Here is a 14,616-nt window from a genome sequence, read left to right as displayed (position 1 = left end):
CGTGGCAGGATGGACGTATGTTGCGTTGGTTGACGGCCGGGGAATCCCACGGCCCTGCTCTGGTCGGAATCATCGAGGGAATGCCCGCGGGCGTTGAGATCACCAGTGAGGCTATCCAGTCCGCTCTGGCCCGCCGCCGGCTCGGCTATGGCCGCGGCGCCCGCATGAAATTCGAACAGGACGAAGTGCGGATTGTCGGGGGAGTCCGCCACGGACTGACCCAGGGTGGCCCGGTGGCCATCGAGGTGGGAAACACCGAATGGCCCAAGTGGGAACAGGTCATGTCGGCGGATCCGGTGGATGCAGGAGTACTGCAGGAATCCGCGCGTAACGCACCTCTAACCCGGCCCCGGCCCGGCCACGCGGATTTCACCGGCATGCAGAAGTATGGTTTCGATGAGGCGCGGCCGGTGCTTGAACGCGCCAGTGCAAGGGAGACGGCCGCTCGCGTAGCGTTGGGCGCCGTTGCAGCCCAATTCCTGTCGTCCCTCGGCATCGAGCTCGTCAGCCACACCGTCGGTGTGGCGTCCGTCGCCGTTCCGGAAGGATCCGAACTGCCGGGCCCCCGTGACGTCCTGGCACTGGATGAAGATCCCCTGCGCTGCTTTGACCGCGAAACCTCAACCGCAATGGTGGCCGAAGTGGATGCCGCCCACAAGGACGGGGAGACACTCGGTGGGGTGGTCGAGGTGCTCGCCTACGGGCTTCCCCCCGGACTGGGAAGCTATGTCCACTGGGACCGCCGGCTCGACGCCCGCCTCGCGGGTGCGCTGATGGGTATTCAGGCCATCAAGGGCGTTGAGGTGGGCGACGGCTTCGAGACTGCCCGGCGGCGGGGCTCGGCGGCGCATGATGAGATCGTGCGGGAACAGTCCGGGCGGATCGGGCGCACAACCAACAGGGCAGGCGGGATCGAGGGCGGTATGAGCATCGGTGATGTCCTGCGCGTGCGAGCAGCCATGAAACCCATCGCAACGGTTCCGCGAGCCCTCCAGACAATCGATGTAAGTACCGGTGACGCCGCCAGGGCTCACCACCAGCGTTCCGATGTGTGTGCTGTGCCCGCGGCGGGTGTAGTCGCCGAAGCCATGGTTGCCCTGGTCCTCGCAGAAGCCGTGACGGAGAAGTTCGGGGGCGATTCTGTGGCGGAAACGAAGCGCAACGTCAATTCATACCTGGAGAGTATCCCGGCGTCCCTGAATTCGGTTGCGCCCTGATGCATCCGGCGGCCCATAAACCGCTGGTGCTCATCGGGCTCATGGCCACGGGAAAATCGACCGTCGGGCGTCGGATCGCTTCCAGGCATGGCTGGCGATTCGTCGATACGGACGCAGCGATCGTCGACCGCCATGGCCCGATTCCCGCCATTTTTGCTGAAGTCGGCGAACCGGGCTTCCGGCGACTCGAGGCCGGCATCGTGTCTGAGGTCCTCACGGCAGCGGAACCAGGCACAGTCATTTCCCTCGGGGGAGGAGCGGTCCTCAACGAAGGGACGCGGCGGCTTCTTGGATCAGCTTTCGTGGTCTTCCTCGACGCGGACCTTTTGACCGTCCTGCCGCGGCTCAGCGGCGACACCGGCAGGCCGTTGCTGGCCCAGGACCCGGGCGAGACCTGGGCGCGGCTTGAGCAGGAGCGCCGTCCTCTCTACGAAGCTCTGGCAGACACGGTGATAGATACTCGGAATGCGTCCGAAGAAGCAGTTGCCGACCGTCTCGAAATCCGCCTGCGAAACCACATTCTTACTGAAGATAAGGACCAACGGCCATGACCGCTGAACCTACTGCCATCCGCATCACGGGAAGTTCCGCGGCGGAGAACTACGACGTCGTCGTCGGGCATGGCCTGCTGGACCGGCTCTCACCGCTGCTCGGCGAGCGGGTCCGGCGTGTCCTGGTGGTTCACCCCCGCGCCCTGCGATCCACAGGAGATACCGTTCGGGAGCAGTTGGCCGGAGATGGATTCACTGCGGTCACAGCAGAGATTCCGGACGCCGAAGAAGGCAAGCACATCCAGGTGGCCGCATTCTGCTGGCAGGTACTCGGCCAGAACGATTTCACGCGGTCCGATGCCATCGTGGCTGTCGGTGGAGGTGCGGTCACCGACGTCGCCGGCTTCGTTGCCGCGACCTGGCTGCGCGGGGTCAAGGTCGTGCACCTGCCCACCACCCTGCTCGGCATGGTGGACGCCGCCGTTGGCGGTAAGACCGGGATCAACACCGCCGAGGGCAAAAACCTGGTCGGGTCCTTTCATCCGCCGGCGGGAGTTTTCGCCGATCTGGACGCTCTTCAGACACTTCCGGCCAATGAATTGATCACCGGCATGGCCGAGGTTGTGAAGTGCGGATTCATTGCGGACCCCCGAATCCTCGAGCTGCTGGAGTCGGACCCCGAAGCGGTCAAGGACCCCACCAGCGGCGCCGTACGCGAACTCGTAGAGCGTTCAATCGCTGTGAAGGCTGCTGTGGTTTCCGAGGACCTCAAGGAGTCCGGCCGGCGCGAATTCCTGAACTACGGGCACACGCTGGCGCACGCAATCGAACTGGCGGAACGCTATTCCTGGCGGCACGGAGCCGCCGTCTCGGTAGGCCTCGTCTTCGCAGCGGAACTGTCTCGGATGGTTGGCCGCCTGGATGATGCCACAGCAGACAGGCACCGCTCGATCCTGGAAACGCTTGGCCTTCCCGTGACGTACCGGCGTGACCGCTGGGCAACGCTCCTGGACGGCATGCGGCGGGACAAGAAGGCGCGGGGTGATCTGCTGCGGTTCGTGGTGCTCGATGACGTTGCCCGGCCTGGAATTCTTGAGGTCCCGGACACATCACTCCTCTTCGCCGCGTACCAGGAAATCGCTTCCTGATCCGGTTACCGCGGGCAGGGTAGACTGGTCTTCGGTCTTTTGGCGGGCAGTTCCTGAACAGTCCGGTACTGCGCCTGCTGCGACGTAAGCCAAACATCAGTGAATCGACGAAAGAGAATCCGTGGCTACCACGAATGACATCAAGAACGGCACTGTTCTCAAGCTTGAGGGAAACCTCTGGAATGTGCTTGAGTTCCAGCACGTGAAGCCGGGCAAGGGCGGCGCATTTGTCCGTACGAAGCTCCGCAACATCCTGTCCGGCAAGGTCGTCGACAAAACCTTCAACGCCGGGCTCAAGATCGAAACTGCCACCGTGGACCGCCGCGACTACCAGTACCTGTACAAGGACGGCGACGACTTCGTGTTCATGGACACGACGGACTATGACCAGATCACCGTTCCCGGCGCTACCGTGGGCAGTGCGGAAAATTTCATGCTCGAAAGCCAGATGGCGACCATCGCCATGCACGAGGGTTCGCCGCTCTACCTCGAACTGCCGCCGTCAGTGGTCCTTGAAATCACTTACACAGAGCGAGGGCTGCAGGGAGATCGCTCTACCGGCGGCACCAAGCCGGCCACCGTTGAAACCGGGTACGAGATCCAGGTGCCCCTTTTCCTGGAAACCGGGACCAAAGTGAAGGTCGACACCCGCTCCGGTGAGTACCTGGGACGCGTCAACGAGTGAGCGCCCGGAGCAAGGCGCGGCGCAGGGCCATGGATATCCTGTTCGAGGCCGAGCAGAGGTCCGTTTCTCCCCTGGAAGCACTGCAGGCACGCCGCGAGAAAACGGACACCGTCATCAATGAGTACTCGGTGGAGATCATCGAAGGCGTGATGGCCCACGGCACGCAGATCGATGAGTTCCTCGGCACGTATTCGCAGGGGTGGACGCTTGATCGAATGCCCGCGGTGGACCGTATGATTCTCAGGGTCGGCACCTGGGAACTGCTGTACAACGAGGATGTTCCGGACACCGTCGCTGTGAGCGAGGCTGTGCAGCTGGCAACCATGTTGTCGACCGATGAGTCGCCCACGTTCATCAACGGCTTGCTGGGCAGGCTCCAGCAGCTCAAACCCACGCTGCTGGCGTAGTTTCCAGCTGCCCGGACCGGAAGTCTGCGCCGGGAACTCAGACCCTGCGCGCTGACGCCGCGTTGAGGATCCGGCGGCGGGCCGCGTCCAGTTCGTGTAGGAGGTGGACCTCCAGCTGCGGATCATGCGTGGCCGCGTGGCCCGCGCGGAGACGCTGGCGCACAAAGGCCAGACGGACGCCGGTGTTGATGAATTGCTTCATACCAGGACCCGCGCCGACGGCCCGCGCCCACGCCATCGCCGATGACCGACCGCGCGGCGCCGCCACCATTTCCAACTCCTGATTGGTGAGCCAACCGGCACCGGAGTACTCCGCCAGGCGCTGATATGTCACTGCCCGTTCAGCGCGGCGCAAACCAAGCACGACTGCGATCACCACGAGGAATAGCGGCACCTGAACCAGGAAATAGAACGAGAAGAAGTCGGTGAACAGGACCACCAGGCCGCCGTTCCACAGCATGTGACCGGCGATGGCGGGAAGCAGGCCGATGGCAAACGCACCCAGCAGCCGGCCCTTCCCACGGCCTTTCGCGACGGCCATCCCGAGGACAACTCCCAGCGCACCGGTGAACATCACATGGGCGAACGGTGAGAACAGTCCCCGCATCACAAACACCGTGATGAGTCCGCCGAGCCCTGCAGGGTCAGTGATCGCCGATTCGAAGTAGAGGATATTTTCGGTGAACGCGAAGCCCGCGGCGACAGTTCCGGCATAGACCATCCCGTCCACCGGCCCGTCAAAATGGGTGCGTCGGGACAGAGCAAGAATCAGTACGCCGAGACCCTTGGCTGCTTCTTCCACCAGCGGAGCCTGGAAGACAGGACCGATGATGTCGGGACTCGTTCCCTCCAGCCCTACGCTCAAAAGCGCCGTGACGACGGGCCCTAGCAGGAGCGTGACAGCCACCGACATTCCTGCTCCCCAGAGGAAAGCGAAAGTCAGGGCGCCCCGCGGTTCCGGGTCCCACCGGTCCACCCAGCGGATGCCGGCCAGGCAGATTGCCAGCGGCACCAGTGCAAGAGCGGCGCATAGAACCAGTGCAGCCGCCCCCAACTGCACCGTCACGAGCACCGCCACTCCACCAAGAATGAGGGCCGCAAAAACGAGCAGCAAACCATTGACGACGGCGGCGCGCACCGGACGGGAGTGCTCCCTGCCAAGTGATTCCATTCCGGGGGGCGGGTGGGCAGGCGACGGAATCGGTGGCCCCGGACTTACCTGCTGCCACATTCCCAGCGGCGGCTGTGCCGCCGGTTGTACCGTCCGACGTGGCTCCGAGTAGGGGCGCCCGGCGTTCATACTCATCCCCACAGGATAGGCGGTGGGGCGGCTGTGATAGTTTTGAACGCGCAGCCCAACCCTTTAAAGGCCGTCCCGTGAGGCGGAGAAGGAGGACGCGTTCCATGAGTGTACCCAGCCCTCACACCGGAGGCTCCGTGTTCCGCACGGTCCTCGGTGACGCTGATATCGATCGTGCCCTGACGCGGATCGCGCACGAAATCCTCGAAGCCAACAAGGGCGCAGAAGACCTCGTACTGCTGGGCATTCCCCGCCGCGGTTTTCCCATCGCGCAAAGGCTCGCCCGCAAGATCGCGCGCACCGATCCCACCGTGAACCCCGAGCGCATGGTCGGACGCCTCGATGTCACGATGTTTCGTGACGACCTCCGCAAGCACCCCACCCGCCCGCCCGGTCCCACAAAGCTTCCGCCTTCCGGCATCGACGACAAGGTTGTCGTGCTGGTGGATGACGTGCTCTACTCCGGCCGCACGATCCGGGCAGCGCTTGACGCAATCGTCGACGTCGGAAGACCCCGAATTGTCCGTCTGGCCGTTCTGGTGGACCGCGGGCACCGCGAGCTCCCCATTCGAGCGGATCACGTTGGAAAGAACCTTCCCACCTCCTCCGCAGAAAAAGTTCGTGTGCGGATCAGCGAAATCGATTCCGTCGACGAAGTAGTCATTGAAGGACCGGCATGAAGCACCTCCTGTCGACCGAGAACCTGACGGGAACGGAAGCTGTCCGGATCCTCGACACCGCCGAAGAAATGGCGGTTGTCGGTGAGCGGGAAGTGAAGAAGCTGCCGGCGCTACGTGGACGGACCGTCGTAAATCTCTTCTTCGAGGACTCGACACGGACCCGTATCTCTTTCGAAGCCGCAGCGAAGCGGCTGTCCGCTGATGTGATCAACTTCGCTGCGAAGGGCTCCTCGGTTTCCAAGGGCGAGTCACTCAAGGACACGGCGCAGACCCTTGAGGCGATGAGTGCCGATGCCGTGGTCATCAGGCACTGGGCATCCGGGGCTCCCGCCCGGCTTGCTGCCTCGGACTGGATCGACGCCGCCGTGATCAATGCGGGCGATGGAACCCACGAGCATCCCACCCAGGCGCTGCTCGATGCCTTCACACTCCGCAGGCACTGGTCGAAGATCGCCGGACGCCCATCCCTCGGTGAAGACCTGCGGGGGCTGCGGATCGCGATTGTGGGTGACGTTCTGCACTCGCGGGTAGCCCGCTCCAACCTCTGGCTGCTCACCACCCTCGGTGCGGAGGTGACCCTCGTGGCGCCTCCGACCCTGCTGCCCGTCGGTATCGATACCTGGCCCTGCAGGGTCAGCTTCGACCTTGACGAGGTACTGGCGACCGGTCCGCACGCGGTCATGATGCTCCGGGTTCAAGGCGAGCGGATGAACGCTGCCTTCTTCCCCTCGACCCGTGAATACGCCCGCACCTGGGGCTTCGACGATGAGCGGCTGGCAGCGCTGGAGGCCTCCGCCGGCAAGGACACCATCATCATGCATCCGGGCCCCATGAACCGGGGCCTCGAGATTTCCTCAGCTGCGGCTGATTCTCCCCGTTCAACCGTGCTTGCCCAGGTGCGCAACGGCGTATCCGTCCGGATGGCCGTTCTCTACCTGCTGCTGTCGGGCGATGATTCCGCGCAGCCCACACCCGCCCAGGAGGCAATAACAGTATGAGTACCAGCTACCTGATCAAGGGCGCCACCATCGCCACGGGGGAGGCCGGTGTGGACGTACTGGTTTCAGATGGACGCATAGCTGACCGAGGGCGATCCCTTTCAGCTGCCGGCGCCGTCGTTCTTGATGCCGACGGGTTGATCCTGCTACCCGGAATGGTGGATATCCACACACACCTTCGGGAACCGGGACGCGAAGATGCGGAGACAGTGGAGTCCGGTACCCGGGCAGCTGCGCTGGGGGGCTATACAGCCGTGCACGCGATGGCCAACAGCATGCCCGTGGCAGACACCGCTGGCGTGGTTGAGCAGGTTCATGCACTTGGGAGGCGCGCCGGCTGGGTAGACGTACGTCCGGTTGGTGCTGTCACAGTCGGGCTTGCCGGGGAGAGGCTCGCGGAGCTCGGCGCGATGGCGGAGTCGCGTGCCAGGGTCAGGGTATTTTCCGACGACGGCATCTGTGTGTCAGATCCGGTGCTGATGCGGCGCGCACTGGAATACGTGAAGGCGTTCGACGGCGTAGTCGCCCAGCACGCGCAGGAGCCGAGGCTCACTGAGGGCGCACAGATGAATGAGGGCGCCGTCTCTGCAGTCCTCGGGCTGGCGGGTTGGCCGGCGGTTGCCGAGGAAAGCATTATTGCGCGTGACGTCCTGCTGGCGCAGCACGTTGGTTCACGGCTCCACGTCTGCCATGTTTCAACTGCGGGGTCGGTTGACATCATCCGATGGGCGAAACAGCGCGGCGTGAAGGTGACCGCAGAAGTCACGCCGCACCACCTGTTGCTGACCGACGAACTTGTCCGTTCCTGGGATCCCGTCTACAAGGTGAACCCGCCGCTGCGCACGAACGACGACGTCACGGCTCTCCGCGAGGCGCTGGCTGACGGAACCATCGACGTCGTCGGCACTGATCACGCGCCGCACCCCTCCGAACACAAGGAGTGCGAATGGGCGCAGGCCGCAATGGGCATGACGGGCCTGGAAACTGCTCTGTCCGTCGTGCAGCACAGCATGATCGAGACCGGACTCATGGATTGGTCGCGTTTTGCCGATGCGACGTCCATTCTCCCTGCGCGCATCGGCAGGGTGGAGACGCAGGGAAGACCGCTGGAGGTTGGCGAGATGGCAAATCTCACACTGGTGGATCCAGCAGCCCGGTGGACGGTCGATCCCCATAAGATGGCTACCAAGGGCCGTAACAGTCCCTTCGCCGGCCTTGAGTTGCCAGGCGCCGTCGTCGCAACCTTCTTCGCGGGGCATCCGACCGTGCTCGAAGGGCGGCTCAACACACCGCATCCCGATGCACAAGGGGAATGAAGCGTGGACGTAGCAACAACCGCGGTCGTCATCTCACTGATTGCGATCGTGCTGGTGGTGGGACTGATGGCCCTTGGCTGGCGCAATCGCCAGCTGCGCCAGCAGGGGCTGCAGGCTCCTGCCGGTCTTCCCGGCAATCCCGGGACACCGCTCTATGCTGCGGAAGGGCAATACGTGGTCACCACCACCGGCGGTGACTGGCTTGACCGCGTCACAGCCCATGGTTTGGGCAATAAGGCAACAGCGACCGCAGCCGTGTATGCGCACGGTCTCCTGTTTGACCGCACCGGTGATAGCGAGGTGTACATCGCCAAGGAAAATCTTTCAGACGTTCGGCTCGAGCGCGGCATGGCCGGAAAATTCGTTGAAAAGGACGGTTTGGTGGTTGTGTCATGGACCCTGGATTCCCAGACCTTTGATACCGGCTTCCGAACCCGGTATTCCGCGGACAAGACTCAGCTTCTGGCCGCAATCAGCGCACTGATTGAGGACGCTGACCCCCTCACCAACCCCACGAGCAAGGAAATACAGTGACAACACACGCGGGAGTAGCAGGCGCCGGTGCAGAGGCGGTTCTGATTCTGGAGGACGGACGTTCCTTTCGTGGACTCAGTTACGGAGCGCCCGGAACGGCTCTGGGCGAGGCAGTCTTCGCTACCGGCATGACCGGGTATCAGGAGACCATCACGGATCCCTCCTACGCGCGGCAGCTCGTAGTGCAGACGGCACCGCACATCGGCAACACCGGGGTGAACCGGGACGACGCCGAGTCCCGGCGGATCTGGGTGGCCGGCTACGTTGTGCGTGACCCGGCGAGGCGCCCCTCCAACTGGCGGTCCGAGAAAAGCCTCGATGACGAGCTGACCGAACAGGGCGTCGTCGGTATTCAGGGTGTGGATACCCGTGCCATCACCCGCCACCTGCGCGAGCGCGGCGCTATGAAGGCCGGCATCTTCTCCGGACCGGACGCCGCACGCAGTGATGCTGAGCTCCTCGCCGAGGTGAAAGGCCAGCGCAGCATGGAGGGGTTCCGGCTCGCGGAGGAAGTGAGCGCCACCGCACGCTACGTTGTGGAGCCCTCCGACCACGGTTGGGACGGCGAGCCACGGTTCACGGTTGCGGCCCTGGACCTCGGGATCAAAGCCATGACACCGAAGCACTTTGCCCAGCGCGGTGTGCGCACAGTGGTGCTGCCTGCAGATTCAACCTACGACGACGTCGTGGCCGTCGGTGCCGATGGGGTCTTCATGTCAAACGGGCCGGGGGATCCGTCAACCGCGGACGCCCAGGTTTCGCTACTGCGCCACGTTCTCGACGCGCGGATGCCGTTCTTCGGTATCTGTTTCGGCAACCAGATCCTTGGCCGGGCACTCGGTTTCGGCACGTACAAGCTGCGTTACGGGCACCGGGGGATCAATCAGCCCGTACTCGACCGGCGTACGGGCAAGGTAGAGATCACCAGCCAGAACCACGGGTTCGCGGTGGACGCACCACTCGAGGGACCGGTTACCGCCCCTGAGGAACGCTTCGGCCGCGTCGAGGTGAGCCATGTGTGCCTCAATGACGACGTCGTCGAGGGCCTCGCGTGCCTGGATCTGCCGGCGTTCTCGGTGCAGTACCACCCGGAAGCGGCTGCCGGCCCGCATGATTCCGCGTACCTGTTTGACAGGTTCATCGACTTCATGGCCGAAGCTGCCCGCTCCGGCGACGGCTCCGGCAAGCTTGATGCCTCCGAAGTCTCCAAAGCTCCCACCCCCGCGCAGGAAGAAATCTAGATGCCCCGCAGAACCGATCTCACCTCCGTCCTGGTCATCGGATCGGGGCCCATCGTCATCGGCCAGGCGGCCGAGTTCGACTATTCAGGCACCCAGGCGCTCCGCGTGTTGAAGGAGGAAGGCCTGAGGGTCATCCTGGTCAACTCCAACCCGGCAACGATCATGACCGATCCGGAGTTCGCCGACGCAACCTACGTTGAGCCGATTACGCCGGAAGTGGTCGAGAAGATCATCGCGAAGGAACGTCCGGACGCGATCCTTCCCACGCTGGGCGGCCAGACCGCGCTCAACACGGCGATCGCCCTGGACAAGAACGGCGTACTCGAGAAATACGGTGTGGAACTCATCGGCGCGAACATCGCTGCGATCGAGCTCGGCGAGGACCGCGAGAAGTTCAAGGGCGTCGTGGAGCGTTGCGGCGCGGAATCGGCCCGGTCCGCCATTATTCACTCCCTGGAGGAAGCTTTCGTTGCTGCGGAGGATCTCGGATACCCGATGGTGGTCCGCCCTTCCTTCACCATGGGTGGTCTCGGTTCCGGCCTTGCCTACACCGAGCAGGACCTGCGGCGCATTGTGGGTCAGGGCCTGCAGTACAGCCCTACCAGCGAGGTACTGCTTGAGGAGAGCATCCTCGGGTGGAAGGAATACGAGCTGGAAATGATGCGCGACAAGAAGGACAACGTCGTCGTCGTCTGTTCCATCGAGAATTTCGACCCGGTCGGGGTCCATACCGGCGACTCCATTACCGTGGCGCCGGCCCTGACACTCACCGACCGTGAGTACCAGCGCCTGCGGGACATCTCGATCGCGGTCATCCGTGAAGTGGGCGTGGACACGGGCGGTTGCAACATCCAGTTCGCGGTTGAGCCAGGTACCGGTCGCGTCGTGGTTATCGAGATGAATCCACGCGTCTCGCGGTCCTCGGCCCTGGCCTCGAAGGCCACCGGATTCGCCATCGCGAAGATCGCCACGAAGCTCTCCCTCGGGTACACGCTCGACGAAATCCCGAATGACATCACGCGCAAGACACCGGCGTCCTTCGAGCCGACACTGGACTACGTTGTGGTCAAGGTTCCCCGGTTCGCGTTCGAGAAGTTCCCCGCCGCAGATAACACGCTGACCACCACCATGAAGTCCGTCGGCGAGGCGATGGCGATGGGCCGAAATTTCACCGAAGCGCTGCAGAAGGCGCTGCGCTCCCTGGAACAAAAGGGCTCACAGCTGACCTTTGATCCGGTCAGCGAATTCGACGTCCCCGAACTGATCGAGGCGGCAAGGCGCCCGACGACGGAGCGTCTCTCCCAGGTGCAGCGGGCACTCCTCGGAGGAGCGAGCATTGAAGACCTCTATGAGGCCACCGGTATCGATCCGTGGTTTTTGGACCAGCTCGTCCTCCTCAACGAGGTGGCTGCGACCGTCCGCCTGGAAGGGATCAAGCCTGACACGCTGCGACTGGCGAAGCGGCACGGCTTCTCCGACGAGCAGATTGGCCTCCTCACGCATACGCCGGAGGCAGTGGTGCGGGGCGTACGTCATGCCCTCGACATCCGGCCGGTCTTCAAGACTGTAGATACCTGCGCAGCCGAATTCGCGGCGTACACGCCGTACCACTATTCGTCCTACGACGAAGAGGACGAGGTGGGCCTGCACGCCAAGCCGTCCATCATCATCCTGGGCTCCGGCCCGAACCGCATCGGACAGGGCATCGAATTCGACTACTCGTGCGTCCACGCGACCATGGCGCTGCGCAAGGCCGGCTATGAGACGGTGATGGTCAACTGCAATCCGGAGACCGTTTCCACGGACTACGACGTCTCCACCCGACTCTACTTCGAGCCGCTCACGCTGGAGGATGTCCTCGAAGTGATTGCCGCAGAGGAACGGACCGGCGGGGTCATGGGTGTCTTTGTGCAGCTAGGCGGCCAAACGCCGTTGAAGCTTGCCCAGGCGCTGGCCGATGCCGGCATCCCGATCCTCGGCACGTCGCCTGAGGCCATCGACCTGGCTGAGCACCGGGGTGAGTTTGCGCGGGTCCTGGCCGAGGCCGGACTGATAGCCCCGAAGAACGGTACGGCAGTCTCCTTTGAGGATGCCCGGGCCATTGCCGACGAGATCGGCTATCCGGTCCTGGTCCGGCCGTCGTACGTGCTGGGTGGACGCGGCATGGAGATCGTGTATGACGAGGCGAACCTGTCCCGCTATATCTCCAACGCGACAGAAATCACTGCGGACCATCCGGTCCTGATTGACCGGTTCCTCGAGGATGCCGTGGAGATCGACGTCGATGCGCTGTACGACGGCAAGGACCTGTACCTCGGCGGCATTATGGAGCACATCGAGGAAGCCGGCATCCACTCCGGAGACTCCGCGTGCGTGCTGCCCCCGATCACTCTGGGTACCGATGTGCTGGATCGGGTCCGGAAAGCAACCCGCGCCATTGCCGAGGGCGTCGGCGTCCGCGGTCTCATCAACATCCAGTTCGCGCTTGCAACAGATGTGCTGTACGTGCTCGAAGCCAACCCGCGCGCCTCGCGTACCGTCCCGTTCGTCTCGAAGGCCACGGGTGTCCAGATGGCGAAGGCCGCCGCGCTCATCGGCACCGGTGTCACCATCCACCAGCTGAGGATTGCCTATAAAATCCTGCCTGAAAACGGTGACGGCTCACAGCTGCCGCTATCCGCGCCGGTGTCCGTGAAGGAGGCGGTGCTTCCGTTCAGCCGCTTCCGCACGCCGGAGGGCACAGTGGTTGACTCGCTGCTGGGTCCTGAGATGCGTTCGACCGGTGAGGTCATGGGTATTGACAAGCATTTCGATACCGCCTTCGCCAAGAGCCAGGCCGCTGCCAACAACGCCCTGCCCACCCAGGGCAAAGTGTTCGTCTCCGTGGCCAACCGGGACAAGCGTTCGATCATCATGGGTGTCAAGCGACTCTCGGATCTCGGCTTCGAGATCGTCTCCACCGGCGGCACTGCCGATGTGCTGCGCCGCAATGGCATTCAGGCCACTCCTGTCCGGAAAGTCGCCGAAGGCAGCAGTGCAGAGGGCGAGGGAACCATTGCGGACCTGGTGGTCGCCGGTGAAATCGATATGGTCTTCAACACGCCCTCAGGCGGGGAGGCTCGCAGCGACGGGTACCAGCTGCGCGCTGCCGCAACCTCGATCGGCATTCCGTGCATCACCACCGTCGCTGAGTTCAACGCGGCGGTGCAGGCAATCGAGGCGCTGCGCACCTACGAGTGGTCGGTCACAAGCCTGCAGGACCACGCACGGGCTATCCGGGGCGAGACCGTTCCGGACCCGGCCGGAGCATAAGGTGACGTTCGGATCGCGGCTGGCGGCCGCCGTCGGGCGTTTCGGAAGCCTGTGCGTCGGAATCGATCCGCACCCCTCACTGCTGGCGGCGTGGGGCCTTCCCGATACCCCCGCCGGGCTGGACACTTTTTCGGAGACGGTGTTGGAGGCGGTCGCGGGAAGTGTGGCGGTCGTGAAGCCGCAGGTTGCCCTGTTCGAGAGGCACGGTTCCCGCGGAATGGCCGTCCTCGAGCGGCTGCTGAAGCACAGCACCGCGGCCGGGGTGCTGACAATCGCAGACGCCAAGCGCGGGGACATCGGATCAACCATGGCCGGCTATGCCGATGCCTGGCTCCGAGACGGGTCCGCACTGGCAGCGGACGCCCTCACCCTGAGCCCGTACCTGGGGTTCGAGTCGCTTCGCCCGGCCTTGACCGCGGCCAGTGAGACGGGTCGCGGAGTCTTTGTCCTGGCCCTCACCTCCAACCCGGAGGGCGCTTCCGTGCAGCATGTGGGCGGCGAGGACTCGGTTGCGCGCCGCATAGTCCAGGCAGCGGCTGCAGAGAACGACGGCGGCACCCCGGGTTCGGTGGGTCTGGTGATCGGCGCGACCGCAGGGGCAGCGGTGCGTCGGCTTGGGCTCGACCTGGGCACGCTGAACGGGCCGATTCTCGCTCCCGGCGTGGGGGCGCAGGGTGCCGGGCGCCAGGAGCTTCTGGAAACCTTCGCGGGCGCCTCCGGAGTGATCCTGCCCAACTCGAGCAGGGAGATCCTTAGCTCCGGTCCCGACGCGGCACGACTTCGCCAGGCGGTCGCCACGGCGCGACGCGCGGTGGACCTGTCCGGGGTCGCCGAGCCCGGAACGGATTGATTTTCAGTCAGCCGAGCAGATAGGTTCAGTGCAAGCCCAAACTCCAGACCCGTCACTGCCGGTGCTTGGCCGACGGTTTCAACTGCCTAGGGAGCCCGAGTGAGCCTGAAACCTCTCACCGATAGCGAACGAACACTGGCGCGGGAAAAAGCAACTGCGGCCCGGGCCGTCCGGGCGGAGCTGAAGTCCCGGCTGAAGTCGGGAGAAGTGACGGTCGATGAGGTCATCAACGGTTCTACGCATGAAGAAGCGATCGGCAGGCTTCGGGTTCTTGATTTACTCAAGGCTTTGCCCGGTGTGGGGGAGAAGCGGGCCGCGGGCATCATGGACGCCGTGGGAATCGCAGCTACCCGCAGGGTTCGCGGGCTGGGAATCCACCAGCGCAAGGCCCTCGTTGAACATTTGACGAACCACCCGGCGAACAACCGCCACTAGAG

The 14,616-nt window shown here is 64.0% G+C and carries 14 protein-coding genes; 13 read left to right on the top strand and 1 reads right to left on the bottom strand.

All coding sequences use genetic code 11. From position 1 onward, the window contains the following. The first annotated feature begins 17 nt into the window (after window positions 1-17). From aroC to nusB, 5 genes are all read left to right on the top strand, one after another. A complete protein-coding gene (gene aroC / locus AC1MBU_RS10745) occupies window positions 18-1,217 on the top strand; it encodes a chorismate synthase (protein ID WP_277357308.1) in 1,200 nt (399 codons plus the stop codon). Between the two features lie 26 nt (window positions 1,218-1,243). Then, entirely contained in the window at window positions 1,244-1,768 is a 525-nt protein-coding gene (locus AC1MBU_RS10740; protein ID WP_277357309.1) for a shikimate kinase, read from the top strand. Beyond that, window positions 1,765-2,856 carry a 3-dehydroquinate synthase gene (gene aroB / locus AC1MBU_RS10735; protein ID WP_346028238.1) on the top strand — a complete coding sequence of 364 codons (1,092 nt, stop codon included), beginning with the start codon at window positions 1,765-1,767 and terminating at the stop codon, window positions 2,854-2,856. The genes AC1MBU_RS10740 and aroB overlap by 4 nt, the downstream gene beginning before the upstream one ends. A 121-nt stretch (window positions 2,857-2,977) precedes the next feature. Continuing rightward, a complete protein-coding gene (efp, locus tag AC1MBU_RS10730) occupies window positions 2,978-3,541 on the top strand; it encodes an elongation factor P (RefSeq protein ID WP_056549427.1) in 564 nt (187 codons plus the stop codon). Beyond that, complete coding sequence (gene nusB / locus AC1MBU_RS10725; RefSeq protein WP_204536095.1) at window positions 3,538-3,948, top strand: transcription antitermination factor NusB; 411 nt, start codon at window positions 3,538-3,540, stop codon at window positions 3,946-3,948. Before efp ends, nusB begins: the two co-directional genes overlap by 4 nt. A gap of 37 nt (window positions 3,949-3,985) precedes the next feature. On the opposite strand, the gene AC1MBU_RS10720 is transcribed toward nusB, so the two are convergent. Continuing rightward, window positions 3,986-5,254, bottom strand: a complete 1,269-nt coding sequence (locus tag AC1MBU_RS10720; RefSeq protein WP_479787188.1) for a PrsW family intramembrane metalloprotease — start codon at window positions 5,252-5,254, stop codon at window positions 3,986-3,988. Between the two features lie 98 nt (window positions 5,255-5,352). On the opposite strand from AC1MBU_RS10720, the gene pyrR reads away from it, so the two are divergent. From pyrR to mihF, 8 genes are all read left to right on the top strand, one after another. Beyond that, complete coding sequence (gene pyrR, locus AC1MBU_RS10715) at window positions 5,353-5,928, top strand: bifunctional pyr operon transcriptional regulator/uracil phosphoribosyltransferase PyrR (RefSeq protein ID WP_277357312.1); 576 nt, start codon at window positions 5,353-5,355, stop codon at window positions 5,926-5,928. Continuing rightward, window positions 5,925-6,926: an aspartate carbamoyltransferase catalytic subunit gene (locus AC1MBU_RS10710; protein ID WP_479787187.1), complete on the top strand. Its 1,002-nt coding sequence runs from the start codon at window positions 5,925-5,927 to the stop codon at window positions 6,924-6,926. Before pyrR ends, AC1MBU_RS10710 begins: the two co-directional genes overlap by 4 nt. Continuing rightward, on the top strand, window positions 6,923-8,242 hold the full coding sequence (locus tag AC1MBU_RS10705; protein ID WP_277357314.1) for a dihydroorotase: 1,320 nt from the start codon (window positions 6,923-6,925) through the stop codon (window positions 8,240-8,242). The genes AC1MBU_RS10710 and AC1MBU_RS10705 overlap by 4 nt, the downstream gene beginning before the upstream one ends. Window positions 8,243-8,245: 3 nt before the next feature. After that, entirely contained in the window at window positions 8,246-8,776 is a 531-nt protein-coding gene (locus AC1MBU_RS10700; RefSeq protein WP_277357315.1) for a PH-like domain-containing protein, read from the top strand. Next, window positions 8,773-10,017: a glutamine-hydrolyzing carbamoyl-phosphate synthase small subunit gene (gene carA / locus AC1MBU_RS10695; protein ID WP_471671736.1), complete on the top strand. Its 1,245-nt coding sequence runs from the start codon at window positions 8,773-8,775 to the stop codon at window positions 10,015-10,017. The genes AC1MBU_RS10700 and carA overlap by 4 nt, the downstream gene beginning before the upstream one ends. Beyond that, on the top strand, window positions 10,018-13,329 hold the full coding sequence (carB, locus tag AC1MBU_RS10690) for a carbamoyl-phosphate synthase large subunit (RefSeq protein WP_479787186.1): 3,312 nt from the start codon (window positions 10,018-10,020) through the stop codon (window positions 13,327-13,329). Between the two features lies 1 nt (window position 13,330). Next, window positions 13,331-14,179, top strand: a complete 849-nt coding sequence (gene pyrF, locus AC1MBU_RS10685) for an orotidine-5'-phosphate decarboxylase (RefSeq protein ID WP_479787185.1) — start codon at window positions 13,331-13,333, stop codon at window positions 14,177-14,179. Between the two features lie 99 nt (window positions 14,180-14,278). Beyond that, window positions 14,279-14,614: an integration host factor, actinobacterial type gene (mihF, locus tag AC1MBU_RS10680; protein ID WP_277357319.1), complete on the top strand. Its 336-nt coding sequence runs from the start codon at window positions 14,279-14,281 to the stop codon at window positions 14,612-14,614. Window positions 14,615-14,616 lie beyond the last annotated feature (2 nt).

The organism is Arthrobacter sp. PTI12 (assembly GCF_056679915.1).
Note: the sequence above shows the minus strand (reverse complement) of the source record. Positions and strands in the feature narration are given on the sequence as shown.